Raw genomic sequence first — 21,728 nt, 5'->3', positions numbered from 1 at the left:
AGCCACTAATGTCCCAACGGCGCCATTGCATTATCAACCGCCGGCGACTTTTGCTTTTTCCTGCTCCATTTCTTAAAATCCTGCCAGATCGCCTCGGGATACAGGTTGATTCCGTAGCTGTAATAAAATCCGCTGAAACGTTCGCGGAATTCGCCGGAAGACAGCGCGTTGCGGTAACCGACCTGGGTGTTGATGCCTGCCCAGCGCAATGCGCGGTACTCACCATAGACGCCCACTTGCAGGGGGATGAAGTAATCCTTGCGCGAGCCGGAAGTAATGCCGTCGAAAAGATCGCGGAAGCGGGTGCTTTGGTTACCGATGCCTATTTCCAGCGGCGTGGAGAGTACCCAGCGCTTGTTGCGGATGGCCGTGTGCCAGTAGGCGAAATTGGCAAAACGGACGTCGGTAGCGGTGTAGTAGGATAGATTTAGCGGGTCGGGGAATATCCTGCGCCAGTTGACGAGCCTCCGGGCTGCATTGTAGCCAAGCCAGTAGTAGCCCGCCGTAAGCCGGTTGCGCTTCTCGCCGAAGGTAATGCCCGCATTGACGCCGAAAATATTGATATGCTTCCGCTGGATAAATGTCCCGCGCGCATCGAAATTGAAAAAGAGCTTGATTTTGTTTTGCGAAGAACCCGTGTCCTGCGCGACGGAAGTCATGGGCGCTGAGATAGTGGAATCGGATTGGGCGTGCGCAATGCCTGATCCTGTAAGAAGCAGGGCCGAAAGTAGTAAAATGATTTTGTCGGGGCGCTTGCGCGGTTCTAGGAAACCGTATTTCATCTGGACTGCAAAACAAAACGGCATCGGGCCTGCTTCGCTTTTGTCTTGTCAGGACCACCGGGGTATTGCAAAGTGTAACGTAAAACCGGCGAAAGAAATTTACGGATTAAAGAAATTTAATCCCGGGAGGTCAATTTACCCGTTTGGTAAGCGCGTCCAATTCACTGTCAGTAGGTGTTGCAGAAGGCACGCCATTGGCAGGAATATCGATTTTAGCAGCCCATGCGATAGCATTCAGGACTAGTTTGCGAAAGTTGTCGTTCTGCCAGTTCTTGTGCATATGCCCGCCCGTGAAGCCAAATCCCCGTCCGCCATCGGGCCGTTCGAAGGCCCACGCGAGCGTTTGCATTTCCTTTTTTGTGATCACCGCCTCGCGAACAGCCGGGTTGCCGGAATGCGTCCCGTCGGGCTTGTCGAGGGTGGACTCAGGCGGTAGTGCTTGTAAGATGGGCGTTATGCCTTTCATGCCGGGCGCGAAACGCATGTGATAATACCATTCGTCGAGAATAGTGAAAGGTTTTACGCCGCGCGCGACGGGATGATCGGGGAATCTTGCGAAACTGGCTTCCCACACGGGATTTACCGACCAGTTGGTTTCAAAATACCCTCCTATCCACCTCATAAAGCGTTCTCCACCAGCCCTCGCGTCCACTTCGAGGGAAAAATGCAGGTTCACAATGCCGGTGCCCTTTGCAATAAGTTGCTCCATTTTCGCCGCATGAACGAGTTCCAGATGATCGCTGCCTCCGCCGTCGAGGTAAAATACAATGGCGTCGGCGTCGTTCAGCACCGATTCGTCTTCCGGCCAGCCATTCCGAATGATAATGGCTTCGGCACCGGGCAGGCTGTCGTTGAGCGCTTTGGCAAGCAATGTGCAGCCGCCATTATGCTCGTGCTCGCCTTTGCCGTGGCTGTCCGGGCCTGAAATGAGTACGATCTTTCTGAGTTGTTGTTCTTTGTTACCGGCAGTTTTCGCCGGATTTTGAGCAAACAATGCCGTACAAAACAGCATTAATGCCAGTATAAAGCCATATTTCCTGTCCATCGCATTTTCAAGTTTGGTAACGGCTTCGGGCAGGAAGCCTGAATGAATTTGCTTTGGAGAGTATAAAAATCACGCCATTGGTTACTTCATGGCGAGACTAATGAGCTCCGCGGTGTTCTTTACGTTGGCCTTTTTCATGATACTTGCGCGCTGGTTGGCCACGGTATTGGAGCTGATATCGAATTTTTCGGCAATGTCCTTGCTGCTCATACCTTCCGTGAGGCATTTGAGGATCTGCTGCTCGCGGGGGGTAATAATTTTCCAGATCGATTTCTCCTGGACTTCCTCCTGCGCGGGACGCGCGTCGGGTACGCGGGCGAGCTGTTTGAGGAGATTTTTGATGATCACCGACGATGCATAAGGCGGGAAATAGAACTCTCCTTTCGCAATGGCGCGGATCGCCCGGAGCATTTCGTCGCGACTGGTGTCCTTTTCGAGGTAACCCGAGGCACCACTCAATGCGGAAGAAAGCATGTAATCGGAGTTGTTGTGCATGCTGAATACGAGGATCCGGGCAGATGGAAATACGGGCACAATCTGCTTGATCACGTCCAGGCCAGGCATGCGGGGCATCGTGAGGTCGAGCAGGATGACGTCGGGCTTTACTTTTTCGACCATATCCCATACCTCGTCACCATCCGACGCTTCGCCGGCAATGATCAGGTCCTCTTCATCTTCGAGCAGGGTAATAATGCCCTGCCGCACAACGGAATGATCGTCTACAACTAAAATCCGAATAGGCATACGCGGTCAGCTAATCAGCAATAAGTCATTATAAATCAACCTGAACGACCAATCTCGTACCGCTGTCCACCTTTGAAATGATCTGTATTTCGCCATTCAGAAGCTGGGTGCGCGTGCGGATATTTTCCATCCCGTTGCGGGTCAGGAACTGTCCTTCTGACTTTAAATTACTAATTAAAAATCCTTTTCCGTCATCGGCGATTTCCAAAACAATGCGATTCTTACTTTGTTCCAATTTTATCTTGATCTGATCCGCATTCGCATGTTTCACGGCATTGTTCAGCGCTTCCTGGGCAATGCGGTACAGTCCGATCTCCATCGGGCGGCTCATCCGGATGCGTTCGTTCGTCTCTCCTTCGAACAAAACTTTGATTCCCGATAAGTCTGCGGCCTGCTGGCAAAGCAGCTTCAATGCCGATGCCAGCCCGAAATCGCTGAGGACCGAAGGCATGAGATTGAACGATACCTGCCTGGTTGTCTGAATGATATCCTGAATGAGCGTCACCAGCTGCTCGAAACGCTTCTGGTGTTTTTCGTCGTGGAACTGCACGGCTTTCAGTTTCTCGGCGTGCAGTTTCAGGCCGGTCAGCATCTGGCCGATACCATCGTGTAGTTCCAATGCAAACCGCTTCCGCTCCTCCTCCTGTCCCTCGATCAACGCGCCTGCCCTGACGCGATCTTCGGCCAGTTGCAATTCATACTTTTCTTCTTCAAGCCGGAGCAGCTCTTTTTGCGTTTCAACCAATTGAATATTAGCTTCTTTCAACTTCTGATTGGAAAGCTGCAATGCATCTTCGGACTCCGTCAGCATCCGCACGACGCGGCGGGTTGTGTTTACTACCGGCCTGAAAATCAGCAATCCTTCCGCTACCAGCACAAGGATCGTCATCAAGTCCAGTATCCACTCGATGCGTTCCAGATTTTCGAGTCGTTCAAAACTTTCTTTATCAAACTGGAACACAATGCGATTCATTTGCGCCAGAAACTGCGGCTCGCCGGCGAGTACCTGGGCCAACGCCTGCTGTTTCGCGTCCAGCCCGGAGCTATCGCGATTGATAATGCTTAAATTTTGATAAATGCGGTTAAAAATGGGAGCCAGCTCGTGGAACATGGTGTCCAGCGGCTGGCTTTTCCAGGTAACGAAACCTTTTTCGACGGGCAATTTTCTCGATACGAGGTCTTCGTGGCTGACTTTCCACAAGGTGAGCAGTGAGTCGAAACTCGCTGAATCCCGGTGCCCGATGTCATTGACCTTCAACACGGCAAGCTTTGTAAGCCGCTGACTGAGCATGCGCTGGCGGCCCGCGACGTTTACCAGCCGGCTATCGTGATTGAGGTTCCGGATCGTACGCCTGATCAGAAACAGGCCGCTCACGGTAAGCAACGCCACCACACACAATGCCACTACATAAAACCGCGTCAGGCTGCCGGCTACGCGTTTGTCTAGTCTTTCCATTTGCTAGCCCTGAGGCTGATATCCAGTACCGATAACCCAGGGTTTAAACCCTGGGTTATCGGTACTGGGTTGGTAGATCGTCTCCGACCGGACGGCGCGGCCTGCGTTACAAGCCGACGTAGACCCGGTTCTCCTTCACCATCACGGGGAAGGTGTTGATCCGGTACTCGTCGTCGTTCAGGCACTGTCCGGTTTGCAATGAAAAGGTTTTTTTATGAAAAGGACAAGCCACTTTCGGTTCTTCGGCGTGGCTGCCGATCATTCCCCGTGAGAGGGCCATTTGCTGGCGGTGCGGACATTGGTTGTCGGTTGCATACCATTCGCCTCTTCTCGCGAAGTTGTAGATGGCAATCTGCTTGCCACTGATAAACGCACAGCCTCCGCCGTCTTCGGGGATATCGTCGACGTAGCATGCCATGTGCCAGGTTACTGCATTGATTGTGTCGGTGATCGTTTCCATTTTGCTGTAAGGTTGATCGTTGGGGCACCCAGGGTTGAAACCTTGGGTTAAAAATATGTTGCTTGCTTTCTGTTGCTTTTGCTTTTGCTTTTGATCCCCGGGTTAAAAACCGGGGCAAGGGGATGCTATTTTTGGAAAAATTTATTATTCCCGAAAAATTTATCCATTTCCGTTGGCTTCAGCCGACGGGCAGATGCGGCATCCGGGATTCCATTCCGGAGAATTTTATTTCCGAAAAATTTATCCATTTCCGTTGGCTTCAGCCGACGGGCAGATGCGGCATCCGGGATTCCATCCCTGAACACTACGCCCATTCCGTGGCGCGCTTCTGCTCGCGCATGCCGGCGAATGTGATGCTTGGGTCTTTGATCGGCGTGTTCACGAAATGCGTGAAGCGTTTGCGGAGCTCGGGGCTTTCCACTACTTCGCGCCACTCGCATTTGTAAACGTCGATCAGGTTTTGCATGTCGCGTTCAAGCTCTTCTGCAATGCCCAGCACGTCGTCTACTACTACGGCTTTCAGGTAGTTCATGCCGCCCTCCATTTTGTTCAGCCAGGTGGCGGTACGCGTCAGCGGATCGGCGGTTTTGATGTAAAACATTAAAAAGCGGTCAATCAGGCGCAGGCAGGTTTCTTTATCTACGTCTGTTGCCAGGAGCTGGGCGTGCTGCGGTTTGGAGCCGCCATTGCCGCATACAAACAGGTTCCAGCCCTTTTCGGTAGCGATAATGCCAAAATCCTTGCTCTGTGCCTCGGCGCATTCACGTACACAGCCCGACACCGCCGATTTCAGCTTGTGGGGCGAGCGGAGGCCTTTGTACCGGTCTTCCACTTCAATTGCGAATGACACCGAATCCTGCACACCAAAACGGCACCAGGTAGAACCCACGCAGCTTTTTACGGTTCTCAAAGACTTACCATAAGCATGGCCGCTTTCAAAACCCGCATTGATCAGCTCTTCCCAAATCTCCGGCAAATCGCCCAGGTGCGCGCCGAAAAGGTCGATGCGCTGGCCGCCGGTGATTTTGGTATACAAATTATATTTCTGCGCTACCTGGCCGATCACGATCAGTCTCTCAGGTGTAATTTCCCCGCCCGGTATACGCGGAACGACCGAATAAGTACCGCCTTTCTGAATGTTCGCCAGATAACGGTCATTCGAATCCTGCGCCACCGCACGGTCTTTCGTGAGGATATTTTCATTCCAAAGGCTGGCCAGCACCGAGGCAACGAGCGGCTTGCAGACTTCGCAGCCATCGCCCTTACCATGATGATCCAGCACTGTCCCGTAGGTTTTCAACCCATTCATTTTCACCAGATCCATCAATTCCTGACGGGAGTAATCGAAATGCTCGCAGATTACATTGCGTACATACACACCTTTTTCCTTCATCACCCCCGAAATGAGGTCTTTCACCATGGGAATGCACCCGCCGCAGCCTGTACCAGCCTTGCAGCATTTCTTCAACGCATCCACGGTATGGTGCCCGTTTTCGCCTACTTCGTGGCAGATCATGCCTTTTGTAACGGCCTCGCACGAGCATATGAGCGCGTCGTCGGGCAGGCTCATCACGCCCGCGCCCGCTTCCTCGCCCCCGCGGGAGCCCAGGATCAGGTCTTCCGAATCGGGAGGCAGAATGGTCTTGTTCTTGCAGGTTTGCAGGAGCATATTGTATTGCTCAGCCTCTCCTACCAGGATACCTCCGAGCAAAGTCTTACCGTCGGTACTTACATTGATGCGTTTATAAATGCCTTTGGCCTTGTTTTCGTAGCGTATCGTGCGGCAAGCCGGCTCTTCCACGAACGGGTCGCCGAAGCTGGCCACGTCGGTACCGATCAATTTCAGCTTGGTCGACATATCATAAGGCAAAAATTCCTTTTCGCCACCGGCAATCATCGTCGCCACCACGTCGGCCATTTCGTAACCCGGTGCGATGAGACCGTAGATCATATGGTGGGCCAATGCGCATTCGCCGATCGCGAAAATGAATGGATCGGAGGTTTGCAGCTGGTTATTTACGACGATGCCGCCTCGCGGGTGCGTTTCCAGGCCAGCGATTTTAGCAACCTCGTCGCGCGGGCGGATACCTGCCGAAATCACGAGCATATCCACGTCCAGGAAGCTGTTATCGGCAAACTGCATTCCTTCGATGCGGTCAGCGCCTTTGATTTCCTGCGTGCTTTTAGATAAATGTATTTGCAAGCCAAGCGATTCGAGCTGGCTTTGGAGCATACGCGAACCGGCGTCATCAATTTGCCTTGGCATGAGGCGCGGGGCGAATTCCACCACGTGCGCTTCTTCCAAACCTAAGTCCAGCAATGCCTTCGCGGCTTCCAGGCCGAGCAAGCCACCGCCGAGCACCGCGCCTTTTCTGGCCTTTTTAGCATACGACTGGATCAGTTCCAGGTCTTCGATTGTGCGGTACACAAATACCCCGTCCTTTTCGACACCCGGAATCGACGGAACGAATGCCCCTGAGCCGGTTGCCATTATAAGGTAGTCATAATATACTACATGCCCATGGTGCGAACGCACCAGTTTCTCCTCCCTGTCGATATCGACTACCGGGTCGGACAAAAACAGCCGTATCCCATTCTCTGCATACCAGTCGACACCGGCCATAGAAAGGTCATCTGCTGTCTTACCTGCAAAAAACTCACTCAAATGTACTCTATCGTAGGCCGCACGCGGCTCTTCGCCAAATACGGTGATAGTGAAATCCTGTCCATCTTTTTTTCTTGAGAGGAGCTTTTCACAGAATTTGTAGCCCACCATACCATTGCCAACTACGACGATCCGGGTGTTTGAAACAGCTTTCATAGTAATTAATAACTATTGATTTGTGAAAACATAATTATTTTGTTGCACTATTTTAATATTATGTGTGTGTTATCATTATTTCGATAAGTCAAAAGTAAATCGCGTTTTCTTAAATTCCTAACTTTTAATTCGCATTTATGACTAAAAACAAACATAATTTTTGGCAAAACGATTGTTTTATAAAATTTGACTAGTAAATTTGAACCAATAATTGATATAGTTACAAAATACTATATATAGTACATTTCTAATATTCACCCTATTATATATAAGAGATGGAAGCGAAACTGACACTAGTAGGAGCTGGCCCTGGCGACAGCGAACTGATCACACTCAAAGGCATGCGCGCATTGCAAACTGCGGATGTGGTACTATACGACGAGCTAGCCAACGCGGCTTTCCTGGAATTTGCGCCAGCCCACGCATTGAAGATGTATGTAGGTAAGAAAGTAGGGAACCCTTCCTTCTCGCAGGATGAGATCAACGGATTGATCGTCCGCCTGGCCCGCAAACGCGGTCATGTAGTGCGGCTCAAAGGCGGAGACCCGTTCGTGTTCGGTCGCGGCCACGAGGAAATGGACTATGCGCAGGATCATGGGATCGCCTGCGAAATGGTGCCCGGCATTTCCAGCAGCATTGCAGTACCGGCGTCGCTGGACATCCCGGTGACGCGCCGAGGGGTAAGCGAAAGCTTCTGGGTGATCACCGGTACGACACAAAACGGCGAGCTTTCGGACGACCTCCGGCTGGCGGCGCAATCCCGGGCGACGGTGATCGTGCTAATGGGCTTGAATAAACTGGAAGAAATTTGTGCGCTATACAAACACTTCGGACGCGGCTATTTGCCCATGGCCGTGATCCAGAACGGCACCCGGCCGGACGAAATGAGCGTGGTAGGACAGGTTTGGGAAATGCCCCGCCTTGTACGCGAGAGCGGTATCGGCACGCCGGCGATTATGGTAATGGGCGAAGTGGTGGCATTGAGCCCCGCTTATGCATTGGAATACCTGCAAAATATGCAGATGGCATTTTGACCCGCATCGCTTTCACTCCAACCTAAACATAATCACAATGAAAAACGCTCTCCTATTGCTGGGTATCATCGTGGCGGGCCTGCTGGCCACCACGCGGACAATGGCGCAGTTCAGCCTTTCGGGCCAGTTACGGACCCGGTCGGAGCTACTCGACGGACAGGGTACGATGCTTTCCAAAGGCGAAAAACCGGCCTTTTTCACTTCCCAGCGCACACGTTTGAACGCGGGCTACAAGGGTTACCGGACGCAGTTTTTCGTAGCGGTGCAGGATGTGCGCGTATGGGGGCAGGATGCTTCGACCAACAACCGCATTACCAATTCGGCGCTGAACGGGCTCATGCTGCACGAAGCATGGGGAGAGATAAGCCTGCTCGATACCAACCAGACAAAACTGGGTAAAGAGTTTGCATTGAAAATCGGGCGGCAGGAATTGCTCTACGACGACAGCCGCGTGCTGGGCAACCTCGACTGGCTGCAACAGGCACGGCGCCACGATGCGGCATTGGTGAAGTACGGTTTCAATGGTTTTACCGCACACCTGGGCGTTGCGTATAACCAAAACCGTGAGCTTAAAACCGGTACTTTATACGATGGTGTACCAGTGGGTTATCCGGCAGGCACCAATGGCATCGGGACAATGTACAAGTCATTGCAATTTTTGTATTTGGGTAAAAAATTAAAGGAGGGAACTGCTTCTTTCCTCGTAATCAAGGATGATTTTCAAAAGTATGCGCTGGATACGGCGGGCGTAAAAAAACTGACCGGCGGCGTGCGCAGCCGTGTGACCTTCGGGCCATATCTGCAAACCAAAATTGGTAAAAGCTGGACGCTAACCGCCAATGCCTTTTACCAGGCCGGCAAAGACAAAGACGGTGCATCGCTGAGCGCCTATATGTATTCTGTCCGGGGGATGTATGCGATGAACAGGGTATTTTCCATTGGTCCCGGCTTCGACTACACCTCCGGCACAGCTACCGGTTCGACCAAAAACCACACATTCGACCCGCTTTACGGCACGCCGCACAAGTTCTGGGGACAAATGGATTACTTCTATGCGGCCAATGCATTCGGCAAAGGCGGGCTCTCGGACCTTTACATTAACACGACCATCAAGGCTTCCGAAAAGCTCTCCATCAACACCGATCTGCACCATTTCGCAAGTGCAGCGACTGTAAGGGTAGCTGATAATCAAAAACTTTCATCCGGCTTCGGCGAAGAGCTCGACATTATTGCCAACTACAACCTGACGAAGACCATCAGCTTCCAGGGCGGCTACTGCGCATTCTTTTCCACCAACAGCCTGGCGCAGGTGAAGGGCGTGAAAAACCCGCAGAAAATGTCCAACTGGGCTTACCTGATGATCAATATCAAACCTGAATTCCTGAAATAAGTCTGTCACAACCAACCATTTCAAACTCTTATTACTATGGAAACGACCAATAAGCCGCTTGAAAAACTCAACATATTCAGCTTCAAGGGCGTGCAAATGCGCACTTTCCACCTGACCTGGATGGCGTTCTTCCTTTGTTTCTTCGGATGGTTCGGACTGGCTCCGTTGATGACTGTCATCAAAACCGACCTGGGCCTCACCAAACCGCAAATCGGGAACATCATCATCGCCTCCGTGGCCGCAACGGTCATTGCACGTATCGCCATCGGCAAGCTTTGCGACTCTTGGGGCCCGCGCAAAACGTACACGGCATTGCTCGGCCTCGGCTCCATTCCGGTGATGACGGTCGGTTTGGTGAACTCTTATGAAGGCTTCCTGCTCTTTCGCCTCGCTATCGGTGTGATCGGCGCGTCGTTCGTCGTGACGCAATACCACACTTCGGTCATGTTCGACAAGAAGATCGTCGGAACGGCCAATGCAGTGGCCGGCGGCTGGGGTAACCTCGGCGGCGGTATCACGAATATGGTAATGCCCCTCGTATTTGCGGCATTCGTAAGCGCTGGTTACCTGCCCGAGTCAGCTTGGCGGATAGCGATGGTAATTCCCGGTGCGGCATTGCTCGTTTTCGCTTTCGTGTACTACTTCTTCACCAAAGACACCCCTGCCGGCAACTTCGAAGACCTGGCCATCGCCAACCCCAAGGCTGCCAAAGCAAAAGGCACATTAGGCATCGCCATGCGCGACCCACGCACATGGGCATTGTTCCTCGCCTATGGGGCATGTTTTGGAATCGAAATCACTTTCGACAATGTGGCTGCATTGTATTTCTTTGAAAACTTCAACACCTCACTGGCAACAGCGGGTATCCTGGCAGGTACGTTCGGATTTATGAACATTTTCGCCCGGGCCGTGGGAGGTATCGTAGCGGATAAAGTGGGTAACAAATGGGGTATGCTGGGCAAAGGTCGTTTGCTGGCCCTGCTACTCGTGATGGAAGGTATCGGCATCGCATTGTTCGCGCAGAGCGGCAGCATTGTCGGGGCGGTGATTACCATGCTTTGCTTCGCGATGTTTTTGAAAATGGCAAATGGTGCTACTTATGCGATCGTGCCTTTTATTAATCCAAAAGCGATCGGTTCCGTGAGTGGTATCGTGGGAGCTGGCGGTAATGTAGGGGCTGTACTAGCTGGATTTTTGTTCAAATCGAGCGCCATTACCTACTCGCAGGCATTCATGTACATTGGTGTAGCTATCGCGTGTGTCGCTGCCATTGTCGCATTAATCAATTTTGAAAAGACACAAACAATTACAGCAGAAACCGGCCAATTGGAGCCCGTGCCCGTTGATTAAAATCAACGGAAATAGATACCCCCAACCCCGGGTTTTAACCCGGGGATCCAGAGAAAAAGAAAGATTGAACTCAATATTAATTCCATTCACTCATTCACTCATTAAAAAATGAAGCCATCCCCAACATCCTACAAATCGACCTGCTGTTACTGCGGCGTAGGCTGCGGGGTCGTGGTGACGAAAGAGAGTAACGGCCAGCTGAGCCTCGAAGGCGACAAAGAACATCCTTCCAACAAGGGAATGCTCTGTTCCAAGGGTATGAACCTGCATTACACGGTGATGGACCAGTCCGACCGGCTGCTCTACCCGCAGGTGCGCCTCAACCGCTCGATGCCTTTGCAGCGCGCGACGTGGGACGAGGCATTGGAACGCACGGCGGCTGTTTTTAAAGCATTAATCAAAAAATTTGGACCCGATTCGGTGGCATTTTATGTGTCCGGGCAATGCCTCACGGAAGAATACTACCTCGTAAACAAGCTGATCAAAGGTTTCATCGGGTCCAACAATATCGATACCAACTCCCGCCTGTGCATGAGCTCGGCGGTGGTGGGTTACAAGCTGTCACTGGGCGAGGATAGCGTTCCCGTTTGCTACGACGACATCGAAGCGGCCGACGTCATGTACGTAACCGGCGCTAACCCGGCCTGGTGCCATCCCATTATCTGGCGGCGCGTAGAAGCCCATAAAACGGCAAACCCGGCTACCAGGATTATCTGCGTGGACCCGCGCGTAACCGATACCGCCCGGTCTTCCGACCTGCATTTGCAGATCCGCCCGGGCACCGACATTGTCCTCAACAACGCGATCGGCCGTTTGCTGATTGAAAATGATTATCTCGATGAGCGGTTTATTGCCGACCACACCGATGGTTTCGAATTATTCCGGCTACAAGTAATGCAGCGCACATTGGCGGAAGCGGCCGACATTTGTGGTGTCCCTTCCGCCGACATTGCCTTAGCTGCCGAATGGATCGGCCGTTCGAAAGGCTTTCTCTCCTTCTGGACCATGGGATTGAACCAGTCGGTAATTGGTGTAAACAAAAACCTCTCGCTCATCAACCTGCATTTAATTACCGGAAAAATTGGCAGACCCGGTAATGGGCCATTCTCGCTTACCGGCCAGCCGAATGCCATGGGCGGTCGGGAAACAGGTGGCCTTGCCAACATTCTTCCGGGCCACCGCGAAGTGGTGAATGCCGAACACCGCGAGGAAATGGAGCAGTTCTGGAACACGCCCGTCCGCATTGCCGACAAACCCGGCCTTACCGCGACCGAAATGTTCGAGGCGCTGGCGGATGATAAACTGAAAGCCATCTGGATCATCAATACCAACCCTTTGGTAAGCATGCCGGACATGAACGCCGTGGAAAGCGCATTGAAAAAATCGCGTTTCGTCGTAGTTCAGGACGTTTCCAGCCGCGCCGATACCGTGCATTTTGCCGACGTGGTACTACCCGCCGCCGCCTGGCTGGAAAAAGACGGCAGCATGACCAATGCCGAGCGCCGCATTACCTATCTGCCCAAAGTCCTCGATGCCCCCGGAGAAGCATTGCCCGACTCCGAGATCCTCTGGCGTTTCGCCCAGAAAATGGGTTTTGAAAAAGCATTTAATTACAAAAATACCTCGGAGGTTTACGATGAATACGTAAAGGTTACCAAAGGAACGACTATCGACGTTACGGGGGTTAGTCATCGGTTACTGAAAGAAAAACGCAGCGTCCAATGGCCATTATCGTCGCTGGAAGCGATGCAATCTGAGAATGTAACCCGCCCTGGCACCAAACGCCTCTTCACCGACCATCAATTTTACACCAAAAACAAAAGGGCCCAGATACACCCAGTACCCGACGAAAACCCCTCAGAACCCACCGACAATCAATTCCCGTTGGTTTTAACCAACGGCAGAATCCGTGACCAGTGGCACACGATGACCAAAACGGGGCGCGTCGCGAAACTGAACAAACACATTCCCCAACCTTTCCTGCAAATACACCCCGAAGATGCCCGCGAGCGAGGCATTATGGAAGGCGCCCTGGTAACAGTGAGCGGGCGTCGCGGGGAGGTGCGCGTGAAGGCGCAGATCACGAGCGACGTGCGCAAAGGCCTGTGCTTTTTGCCGATGCACTGGGGTAAAATATTGGGAAGCAACCTCGTCCGCGCCAATAACCTGACGAGCCCGCTGGTTGACCCAAAATCCAAGGAGCCCGATTTCAAGTTTTCTGCCGTACAGGTTAGTTTATATCAAAAACCATTTGAAAAAATCATCATCATCGGCGCCGGATCGGCTGGACTTGGGTTCATCAATACCTACCGCCAGCTCAATACCGACGATGAAATCCATGTTTTTTCCAAAGAAATATATCCGTTTTATAACCGGGTAATGCTGCCCGACTATATCAGCGGCTCGCAAACCTGGGAACAGCTCGTGAAGCTACGCGAGGACCAGTTTGCCGAAAACCGCATTACGGTACACAAAGGCGTGAGCATTATGCATATCGACCGGAAGCATAAAACCGTGATCGACAGCAATGGGTTGGAACACCGGTACGACAAGCTCATCCTCGGCATGGGCAGCAAGGCGTTCATGCCCAAAGGCGTGCCCAACCTGCCGGGCATTTTCAACATGCGCTCGCGCCTCGACGCGGACGCATTGTTACCTTTTTTAAAGCAGCCCAATCCACATGCGGTGGTCGTCGGCGGTGGAATCCTCGGACTGGAACTGGCCGCGTCTTTCCGCGAAATGAATGTACGTGTGAGCGTTGTTCAGCGAAGTGGCCGTTTTATGGTACAACAGCTCGACCCACTGGCCAGTGAATTGCTTTATCAGGAACTACTCGACCGCGGTATAGATTGCTATTTCAATGATGAGGTCACTACTTTCACCGGATCGGATACCGTAGAAGGGATCAGGCTAAAATCGGGGCGGAAGATCGACTGCCAGGTGGTTGTACTGGCAATCGGCACCGTCCCGACCATCGATCTCGCCAAAGATGCCGGACTGGAATGCAAGCGCGGCGTGGTGGTGAACGACTATATGCAAACCTCCGACCCGGATATTTACACCGCAGGCGAAATCGCCGAGTGGAACGGCCAGATGTGGGGCATTACGCTCGCGGCCGAGCAACAGGCCGAGGTGATTGCCAATTACCTTGCGGGCGATATTTCGCAACCCTACAAAGGCAGCACCTCGATGAACATCCTGAAAATGGATGGCTTGCATCTTTGCAGCATCGGCATGACCGACGCCCCGGCCAACGACCCGACTTACGAGCAGATCGTATTTATCGATAAATCAAAGCGTTATTACAAAAAATGCATCGTGCACCGGGATAAACTCGTGGGCGCGATCCTGATCGGCGACAAAAACGAATTCCTAGAATTCCGCGACCTGATCGCGGGCGGCGTGGAGCTTTCCGAAAAGCGACTGCAACTCTTGCGAGCCAGTCAGAAAGCGGAGCCTATGATGGGAAAACTCGTATGCTCCTGCAACAATGTAGGCCAGGGAAACCTCGAAAAGGCCATTACCGGCGGCTGCAACGACTTTCAGAAGCTCTGCCAAACGACGGGCGCGGGAACCGGTTGCGGCTCGTGCAGGCCGGAAGTGAGGTCGATACTTGAAAACGCGTTGGAAGCAAGTTTGGTAACGAATTGAAATTAAGTCAGGGTGTGGTCAAGTATGGTCAGGTGTGGCCAGGTGTGGTCAAGTATAGTCAGGTGAGGTCTGGTGTGGTCAAGTATTAATTACCGTACCTGACTACACCTCACAAATCCTGACCAATCCTGACAACTCTTAACAATACCCGGCCACACCTGACAAATCCTGACCACAAAACCGTAACTACCATGCGCGATTATTACCACATCAAAATCAACCTGCCGGGCGGGATCGCTTCGCCGGGGTACCTGAAAGACATCCTTTCGGCGGCGTGGAATGCGAATGTCCGCAAGGTACGGTTCGGATCGCGGCAGCAGCTGCTCATGACCGTGCATTACGAGGATATGCGGTTTCTGGAAAGCGATTTTAAAAATCTCGGCATTTTTTACGAGATCAATACCGACCGCCGGCCGAACATTGTCAGTTCTTATTGCGGCGAGGAAGTTTTCAGGACCGGGCAATGGCTCAATGCAACCGAGTACCATTCCGTACTCGATAGTTTTGACTTCGAGCCGGGCTTAAAAGTCAATATTTCAGATTCCAATCAGAGTTTTACCCCTTTTTTTACAGGTAACCTCAATTTCATATCCTCGCCTGAGCCGCATTTCTGGTATTTATATGTGCGTTTAAAGCAAACCAACACGGTTTTCAAATGGGATGACCTCATTTATACCAATGAAATCGGGCGGTTGTCGAAAGTGGTGGAGGAATGCATGCTGGATGAAGGACTTAATGATGAAAACGCATTGAAAGCCGCCGTGAGCGAGCGCATTCGCTACGTTTTCCAGCCCTCGCAGCAGGAGCTCGAACTGCCTTCTTTCTCCCTGCCCTATTACGAAGGTTTCAACCGCTATGAATCGCGTACCTGGCTGGGACTGTACCGCCGCGACGAAGAGTTTACCATCGAATTCCTGCTCGACGTGTGCACCCTTTGCCTCAACACGCGGGTCGGGGAAATTTGCACCACACCCTGGAAATCACTGGTTATCAAAGGTATCGAGGATCAGTACCGCGAAGCATGGAGCAATATTCTCGGGAAACACAATATCAACGTCCGCCATGCCGCCAACGAACTTGCCTGGCAGACCGAGGACCACAATGGCGACGGGGCAGAATTGAAAAACGATCTGATCCGCCACTTTTCCAAGAACGATACCCGCACTTTCGGGCTATGCTTCGGCATTCAGACCCGCCCGAAATCGGAAGTTTTCGGCTCGGTGCTCATCCGGAAACGGCCGTTACTGCGGATCGGACAGCTGCCGTTATTCAGCGTTTACGACCTTTATTATACCGAAAATTTCAACCCCAACAGCCGCGCGCTCGTGCCGTTTGAAAAGGGTTTATTCAAAATACATTTGCCTGCCCAGCTGGAACGTCTTTGCAGGCGGTTTAACAATCAGCGATCGAGGGATACTCTGAAAACTATGCTGTCCGAGCCCGACGAAGCCAAAACGGCCGTCAAACCGGTGAAGACGGCGCACCAATGCCCCGATTGCATGACCATTTATGATCCCGAGTTTGGCGACATCCTCGGCGATATCCCACCCGGGACCGCCTTCGAAGACCTTCCGGCCGACTATTGCTGCCCTACCTGCGACAATAGCAAGGCCGTTTTCACGACCGTCGAATTCTCCCGGTCATCACACCTCGAACCAGCCTGATTATGACGACCCTATCCGCCATCGAAACCCGTTTTTTCGCATTTGAAAGCGATTTTGTAGATAGCCTGCGCTGCATTCCGATGATCGTCCGGTACAAGCTCGATACCTGCCGTGTAAAACTCCAACTATCGGAGTGGGCCAAATTCAATTTCGACGAAAAGGATTTCCTCGCTGAAATGCCTTGCCACACGGACCGGGAGGTTGAAATGTATGGGGATTACGTGCATGAACTGGTATGGAAATATACCAGCAAAGTGCCCAGCCTGCTCAAAACTCTCGACCCCGCGTGGGTACATACGCACGTACCCGCGGAGGTATGCGAGAAGGCGCAGGAATGGAAATGCCCGGTCATTTCGGCCAGCCAATGGATGGGGCTCGACGTGCTCGAACGGTTTGCATTGGTAAAACTCAGCCGCTCCGGGCATGAAGGACGGAATTTCCCACGGGCAATGGCGGAGTTTGGACTGGCGGTGGCTTGCTAGTTTTGCGCTAATTTATTGGTAACCAGCAACCTTTTAAGTTCGTCTGCTACATTGCCGGAAGACGGTCGTTCGGCATTTGCGGACACCATTCGTCCTTGCGCGTCGATCAGCAGATAGCGCGGGATTCCCGAAACATTGTACAAATTCCAGATGGAGCCAGAAGTACTGTTGCTGTTGAGCATGTGAAGCCCGGCAGGCACTTTTTTGGCCGCCATCATCTTCTTCCAGGCCAGCGTATCCTGGTCCACAGACACATACAGAAAAGCGACCCGATCATCTGCTTTAAACTCCGCCTGTAATTTTTTGGAATCCGGAAACTCGTCGATACAGTAACCGCACCAGGTCGCCCAGATATCTACGTAAACAACTTTCCCGCGCAAGTCGGACAGGGCCAGCTTCTTACCCTCGGGCGTCATCCCTGCAAAGTCCGGCGCAGGTTTACCCGGTCCGATTTTCTCCCAGCGGTCCACGTCCTCCCGGATCACTTTTCTAAAATCCTCGGAAGCTATTTCCTTTTCGAGCGTGCCGGCAATTTTTAGCCCGCTGGGCGTAAGGCCACCCGACCCGATGTGAATGTGAGCGCTCATAGCCCGAACCAGGTCTTCAACCGGCTTCGGATAACCAGCGGCTTTTATTTTCTTTTCTACCAAAAATGGAAAAATAGATTCCAGGCTATCCCCATCCATCTCTTCATGCGCTTCGTAAACCGCGTTGTTAATCTGTTGCCGGCAAAAATAGGACGCAAGCAAAGCATAATGAAACATCCCTGTTTGCACAGCAATTGTATCAACCGGCAATTTCTTAACCGCTTCCCAAATCGAAGCCGGAATTTCGGATGAATCTTTCCCTGCCGCATAATTGTATTGATAAAAGGCAACCTGCATATCGGTTTGCCGCTTTACCACATCTAATCTTTCGGCGGATTCTTTGCTATCTGGTTTCGCCCGGGCGAATAATTGATCGTAAGATTTTTGGAGAGAATCTTTTGCTTTGATGAATTTGTCTGGCTCCAATTGCAAATAGTGCTTACCATTCCATTTCTCAAAGCCTTGGTTCACCTGGTGCGCTTCATTGTAAATCTGATTGGCAGCCGCTCCATCTCCTTCAAACTGGATTGTAAACTTTGCGCCCTGTGGAGACGGCACGATAGCAACATTGTCGCCAGGATGAAGCAATACACCTGTTGCCAAATGATTGCCATTTACAAAGGCAAATACGGGACCTGCCACATCCACTTCCACAACCCCTTTTCCTGCGCTGTCGAGCAGAACTTTACCCAGCTCGATGGTTCCGAAATCGATCATACTCTCCCTTCCAACACGTATCGTATCACCGGCCGCCTTGGGGTAGTAAATGGATATTTTTACCGAATTATTTTTCTTCTTATCGCAGCCTGCCAGTTGAAAAACAATACCGGCAAACAGAAGATAAACGTAAATGGAATAGCGCATTGGATTTGAGTTTGGTAGGAAAATTAGCCGTTCAAACCAGTTTACGCTAATAAAATAACTTTTGTGGAGACTGGGATTATTCTTTTAAAAATTTATAATGTTTTAACTCTTTAAAACTTTCAGTACTAACAGATAGCACATATAACCCAGGAGGCAAATGCGAAACGTCAATCGAATTCACGGCCTTCGATTTAACTATTTCATTTTCATTTAATTGATATTTTCTTCCGGAAATATCTGTAATGAAAACTGGTTTAATATCGAAACCTCGACTTGCATTTTGTATTTGTAAAACAGATTGGACGGGGTTAGGTGCCAGTACCAAAACACCGGCTTCATTGCCGCATTGTGCAGTTACCACCCTCGTTTCCTGCGTCTTTCCATCTTTATCATATTCTTTAATGCGGTAATAACCCTGGTTATATGCATTTTCCACATTAAAGTAATAATCATTCGTTTGCTTCGAATCACCAACCGCCGGCACCGTACCAACCGCATTCCAATGCCGGGCGTTGTTGCCGGCAAGTATTTCAAAATAAACGGCATTCACTTCTTCCGTCGTCTGCCACGTCAGCCGCGCACTTGTACCGCTGCATGCTACATCAAACTTGCTGAACGTCACCGGCAACGGCCCCGACGTTTTGGTAAGCGTGTTATTGCGTGTGATCAGCCATACGTCCGGGTCGAATATCACTTCCGTGGCCTCAAAACCAAGGTTATCTAAGAACAGCTGGCCATTAGAAGTATTGTTGAGCACCACCAGCTTTTGCTGATTGGTAATTGCATTACGGAAAAGCAACGGAACCGGCAGCTGAAAAAAACTCACCGAAGCATGTGACTGCGTCTGGCTCAATTTTACCTGTACCGAATTTCCCGACGGATACCATTCCACCTGGTACGACGGGTAGCCCTGGCCCGTATACCACTGGTTGAAAAAATAGGTCAGATCCTTTCCGCTTGCCGTTTCCAGGTGACTTTTGAGGTTCGCCGTAGTTACGTATCCGTATGCCAGCGCCGGGTCATTGATGTAATTGCTGGCCCCCGCAAAAAAAGTAGCATCGGTAAGTATCCAACGCAACATATAAAGCAAATGCGACCCTTTGAGGTAGCTCAGGCGGTTGCTGAAAATCCGGTTTACATCATTTACATTATCCACCCAAACCGACCCGTCGGGTAGCGAAGTAATGGTATTGATTTCATTGGTACGCGTCGTCTTCGTATTGCCCGGGTATTTCGCCTCCGTGTAAATACTTGCCAGGTGCGTCGCGAAGCCTTCGTTCAGCCAGATATCCTGCCAGCTCGCACACGTCACCTTATCACCAAACCACTGATGACCAAGCTCATGCGCGATCAGCGTCTCCGCCATACTGCCCATGAACGAACAGGTTTGATGCTCCATTCCCCCACCCCAGCCAAACTGCACATGGCCATACTTTTCGTTTTTGAAAGGGTAATCGCCAAACAGGTTGCTGAATTGCACCATCGCATTCAATGTATTCTGCACGCCGTTCTGAAACGTAAACTGGCTCTCCGGATAGCAGTAGGTCTTGAAAGGCACGTTGGTAGCGCCTATCATCACACTGTTGTCCAGCACATTATAGTTGGTAACCGCAAATGCCACGAGGTAGCTCGCAATCGAGTAGCGGTGCTTCCAATGCGTACGGGTTTGCGTGCCCCCTATTGCCGTTTCGCTTTTCAGCAGGCCATTGGAAGCGGCCTTGTAGATCGCAGGATGCGTAATGTAAATATCGATCGAATCGGCCTTGTCGTCGAGACCGTTTTTGCAGGGCCACCAGTCGCGGCTGCCGTAAGGTTCGCTTAATGTCCACATCACGGGCGTGGAGGCAGGCCCGTGCGTGCCCACGATGAACGCGGCGTTCACACTCGTCGGTGCCCCGCCATAGCTGATCGTCACGGAATCCTTCGTCCCTTCCGCCAACGGGTTTTGCAATGTGATCGTCAGCGCATCGCCGGCATGCGAAAAAGGGACATTGCTACCGCGTTGCTGCACAGCGGAAACCGCCAATGCGCTCGACAGGTCCAGGGTAATGCTGTTACCGGCACTGGTCATCACGAAATGTGAAGTCACATTCCCCTGGATATTGTACGATGCAGGGTTCACTTCCCATTCACAACGATAGTATTTCACATCGAAGTTGTTGGAAGCCAGCACGCGCATTGCAGGTCCGTTGATCCGCAACCCGGCGCGCCGGCTTTCGAACGCAGCAATGTCGGAAGTGGACAGATCGGCGGCTGGTTCCTGGGCAAACGCCCAACCGGCAAGTAGTAAAAGGAATAGCAGAAAAGGTGTTTTCATAGCGCGCAATTAGCGGTAAGCACATCATCGTCAATGCGCTAACTTAACCAATTGCGGACAATTCCAGCCCGTTTTCCGGACAAATGTTCAAACGGTGGATTTCAGCTAAAACGTGGTAAGCCCTGCACAAAATCCGATCAGCTTTCGGAGGTCGTCCGAATTCTCGAAATCGATCCGGCTCTCCCGCATGTAACGCACGAGCTGGCGCCTGTTGCGCCCGTACACGTGCAGGAATGCGCGCCGCGACGCGGGGTGCGCGATCTTGTTCTTATCGATCAGGAAATAGCTGGTTTTGACCTTCCAGCTGTGACCGGACGCATTGTTCTCCCATTGAAAATTCCCGTTCTGGTTACTCACCATCGATGCATGGGAAGCGCTGCCCTCTGATGCCGAAAAGTGCTGTCCCGAATGGCTGAGGCTATTTCCCACCGCCTCGGGCTGCGTCCTGGCCGCCAATAAAACTGGCCCCGCATCGCCTACTACCTCCATATCCGAATGGGTATCGGTGAGGACAAACCGGCGCTCGCCAATTTCGACGTGATCGATCAGGTACTTGCCCGTAAATTCAAGCGTGTCCGCCCTCGGGTTCAGAAACTGCATCTGCCCTACCTGATAATGGTAATTCACCAACGCATCGCGTTTCGTCCCATTCCGGAAATAAATGGTCCCTTTAACGAACGACGGAAACAGGTAACTGGCAGGAAGCTTCCCCTGCGCATTGACGTTTTCAGATACGAGCGGTTCAGGTACTACCGGGCGCGATGCAACGTTTAAAGGCACGTTCACAAGGTCGGTTTGACGCAGGAGAAGCGTAGCGAGCAGCAGCGTTTTCATAACGGGTTCAGGAAAATCATGGAAGATATAAACACCGTTATAAGGATGTTAGCATCTCATTCTCATACTCTTATATTCTCCCGAATTTTTACAAAAATTTCACGGTATAAGTCCGTAAAACTTATTATAATGAAACACTGTGCAGAATTTTTCTACAACATAGTATCCGAAAAACAGTCAGTTTCTAATTTTTTCGTAATACTACTACTACATTTCGATTTTAAAACGTATATATTGCCGTTCAAAC

15 protein-coding genes are annotated in these 21,728 nt (G+C 51.5%); 6 read left to right on the top strand and 9 right to left on the bottom strand.

Translation table 11 applies throughout. The annotated features are described in order from the left end of the window. Nucleotides 1-5: 5 nt before the first annotated feature. The 6 genes from BLQ88_RS27640 to nirB form a co-directional block, all read right to left on the bottom strand. The gene (locus tag BLQ88_RS27640) at nt 6-782 is read right to left on the bottom strand and encodes a hypothetical protein (protein WP_090156254.1); all 777 of its coding nucleotides are present in this window, start codon (nt 780-782) and stop codon (nt 6-8) included. 130 nt (nt 783-912) lie between these two features. Further along, nucleotides 913-1,827, bottom strand: coding sequence for a ThuA domain-containing protein (locus tag BLQ88_RS27635; RefSeq protein ID WP_090156253.1), 915 nt, complete (start codon nt 1,825-1,827; stop codon nt 913-915). A gap of 81 nt (nt 1,828-1,908) precedes the next feature. Next, nucleotides 1,909-2,571, bottom strand: coding sequence for a response regulator (locus tag BLQ88_RS27630; RefSeq protein ID WP_090156252.1), 663 nt, complete (start codon nt 2,569-2,571; stop codon nt 1,909-1,911). Nucleotides 2,572-2,599: 28 nt separating this feature from the next. After that, the gene (locus BLQ88_RS27625; RefSeq protein ID WP_090156251.1) at nt 2,600-4,027 is read right to left on the bottom strand and encodes an ATP-binding protein; all 1,428 of its coding nucleotides are present in this window, start codon (nt 4,025-4,027) and stop codon (nt 2,600-2,602) included. 106 nt (nt 4,028-4,133) lie between these two features. Continuing rightward, complete coding sequence (gene nirD, locus BLQ88_RS27620; protein ID WP_090156250.1) at nt 4,134-4,487, bottom strand: nitrite reductase small subunit NirD; 354 nt, start codon at nt 4,485-4,487, stop codon at nt 4,134-4,136. 304 nt (nt 4,488-4,791) lie between these two features. Continuing rightward, the gene (gene nirB / locus BLQ88_RS27610) at nt 4,792-7,308 is read right to left on the bottom strand and encodes a nitrite reductase large subunit NirB (RefSeq protein WP_090156248.1); all 2,517 of its coding nucleotides are present in this window, start codon (nt 7,306-7,308) and stop codon (nt 4,792-4,794) included. A 275-nt stretch (nt 7,309-7,583) separates the two neighbouring features. On the opposite strand from nirB, the gene cobA reads away from it, so the two are divergent. The 6 genes from cobA to BLQ88_RS27580 all read left to right on the top strand — a co-directional run bounded on the left by cobA (nt 7,584) and on the right by BLQ88_RS27580 (nt 16,879). Next, nucleotides 7,584-8,342: a uroporphyrinogen-III C-methyltransferase gene (gene cobA, locus BLQ88_RS27605; protein WP_090156247.1), complete on the top strand. Its 759-nt coding sequence runs from the start codon at nt 7,584-7,586 to the stop codon at nt 8,340-8,342. 37 nt (nt 8,343-8,379) lie between these two features. Next, nucleotides 8,380-9,732, top strand: a complete 1,353-nt coding sequence (locus BLQ88_RS27600; RefSeq protein ID WP_090156246.1) for an alginate export family protein — start codon at nt 8,380-8,382, stop codon at nt 9,730-9,732. A 36-nt stretch (nt 9,733-9,768) separates the two neighbouring features. Continuing rightward, complete coding sequence (locus BLQ88_RS27595; RefSeq protein ID WP_090156245.1) at nt 9,769-11,082, top strand: NarK family nitrate/nitrite MFS transporter; 1,314 nt, start codon at nt 9,769-9,771, stop codon at nt 11,080-11,082. Between the two features lie 108 nt (nt 11,083-11,190). Further along, nucleotides 11,191-14,733: a nitrate reductase gene (locus BLQ88_RS27590; RefSeq protein ID WP_090156244.1), complete on the top strand. Its 3,543-nt coding sequence runs from the start codon at nt 11,191-11,193 to the stop codon at nt 14,731-14,733. Between the two features lie 191 nt (nt 14,734-14,924). Beyond that, on the top strand, nt 14,925-16,397 hold the full coding sequence (locus BLQ88_RS27585) for a rubredoxin (protein ID WP_090156243.1): 1,473 nt from the start codon (nt 14,925-14,927) through the stop codon (nt 16,395-16,397). A 2-nt stretch (nt 16,398-16,399) separates the two neighbouring features. Then, nucleotides 16,400-16,879: a nitrate reductase associated protein gene (locus tag BLQ88_RS27580; protein WP_090156242.1), complete on the top strand. Its 480-nt coding sequence runs from the start codon at nt 16,400-16,402 to the stop codon at nt 16,877-16,879. Here the strand turns inward: BLQ88_RS27580 and BLQ88_RS27575 are convergent. The 3 genes from BLQ88_RS27575 to BLQ88_RS27565 form a co-directional block, all read right to left on the bottom strand. Further along, a complete protein-coding gene (locus tag BLQ88_RS27575) occupies nt 16,876-18,330 on the bottom strand; it encodes a TlpA family protein disulfide reductase (protein ID WP_090156241.1) in 1,455 nt (484 codons plus the stop codon). The genes BLQ88_RS27580 and BLQ88_RS27575 overlap by 4 nt on opposite strands. Nucleotides 18,331-18,406: 76 nt before the next feature. Next, nucleotides 18,407-20,647 carry a M1 family aminopeptidase gene (locus BLQ88_RS27570; RefSeq protein ID WP_090156240.1) on the bottom strand — a complete coding sequence of 747 codons (2,241 nt, stop codon included), beginning with the start codon at nt 20,645-20,647 and terminating at the stop codon, nt 18,407-18,409. A 105-nt stretch (nt 20,648-20,752) separates the two neighbouring features. Then, the gene (locus BLQ88_RS27565; RefSeq protein WP_229212895.1) at nt 20,753-21,481 is read right to left on the bottom strand and encodes a hypothetical protein; all 729 of its coding nucleotides are present in this window, start codon (nt 21,479-21,481) and stop codon (nt 20,753-20,755) included. Between the last annotated feature and the right edge of the window lie 247 nt (nt 21,482-21,728).

This window comes from Dyadobacter soli (assembly GCF_900101885.1).
In the GTDB taxonomy this organism is placed as follows: Bacteria; Bacteroidota; Bacteroidia; order Cytophagales; family Spirosomataceae; genus Dyadobacter; species Dyadobacter soli.
Note: the sequence above shows the minus strand (reverse complement) of the source record. Positions and strands in the feature narration are given on the sequence as shown.

Coding starts and splice junctions, on each gene's coding strand:
- BLQ88_RS27640 (WP_090156254.1), bottom strand. CDS start 782: ATGAAATACGGTTTCCTAGAACCGCGCAAGCGCCCCGACAAAATCATT.
- BLQ88_RS27635 (WP_090156253.1), bottom strand. CDS start 1,827: ATGGACAGGAAATATGGCTTTATACTGGCATTAATGCTGTTTTGTACG.
- BLQ88_RS27630 (WP_090156252.1), bottom strand. CDS start 2,571: ATGCCTATTCGGATTTTAGTTGTAGACGATCATTCCGTTGTGCGGCAG.
- BLQ88_RS27625 (WP_090156251.1), bottom strand. CDS start 4,027: ATGGAAAGACTAGACAAACGCGTAGCCGGCAGCCTGACGCGGTTTTAT.
- nirD (WP_090156250.1), bottom strand. CDS start 4,487: ATGGAAACGATCACCGACACAATCAATGCAGTAACCTGGCACATGGCA.
- nirB (WP_090156248.1), bottom strand. CDS start 7,308: ATGAAAGCTGTTTCAAACACCCGGATCGTCGTAGTTGGCAATGGTATG.
- cobA (WP_090156247.1), top strand. CDS start 7,584: ATGGAAGCGAAACTGACACTAGTAGGAGCTGGCCCTGGCGACAGCGAA.
- BLQ88_RS27600 (WP_090156246.1), top strand. CDS start 8,380: ATGAAAAACGCTCTCCTATTGCTGGGTATCATCGTGGCGGGCCTGCTG.
- BLQ88_RS27595 (WP_090156245.1), top strand. CDS start 9,769: ATGGAAACGACCAATAAGCCGCTTGAAAAACTCAACATATTCAGCTTC.
- BLQ88_RS27590 (WP_090156244.1), top strand. CDS start 11,191: ATGAAGCCATCCCCAACATCCTACAAATCGACCTGCTGTTACTGCGGC.
- BLQ88_RS27585 (WP_090156243.1), top strand. CDS start 14,925: ATGCGCGATTATTACCACATCAAAATCAACCTGCCGGGCGGGATCGCT.
- BLQ88_RS27580 (WP_090156242.1), top strand. CDS start 16,400: ATGACGACCCTATCCGCCATCGAAACCCGTTTTTTCGCATTTGAAAGC.
- BLQ88_RS27575 (WP_090156241.1), bottom strand. CDS start 18,330: ATGCGCTATTCCATTTACGTTTATCTTCTGTTTGCCGGTATTGTTTTT.
- BLQ88_RS27570 (WP_090156240.1), bottom strand. CDS start 20,647: ATGAAAACACCTTTTCTGCTATTCCTTTTACTACTTGCCGGTTGGGCG.
- BLQ88_RS27565 (WP_229212895.1), bottom strand. CDS start 21,481: ATGAAAACGCTGCTGCTCGCTACGCTTCTCCTGCGTCAAACCGACCTT.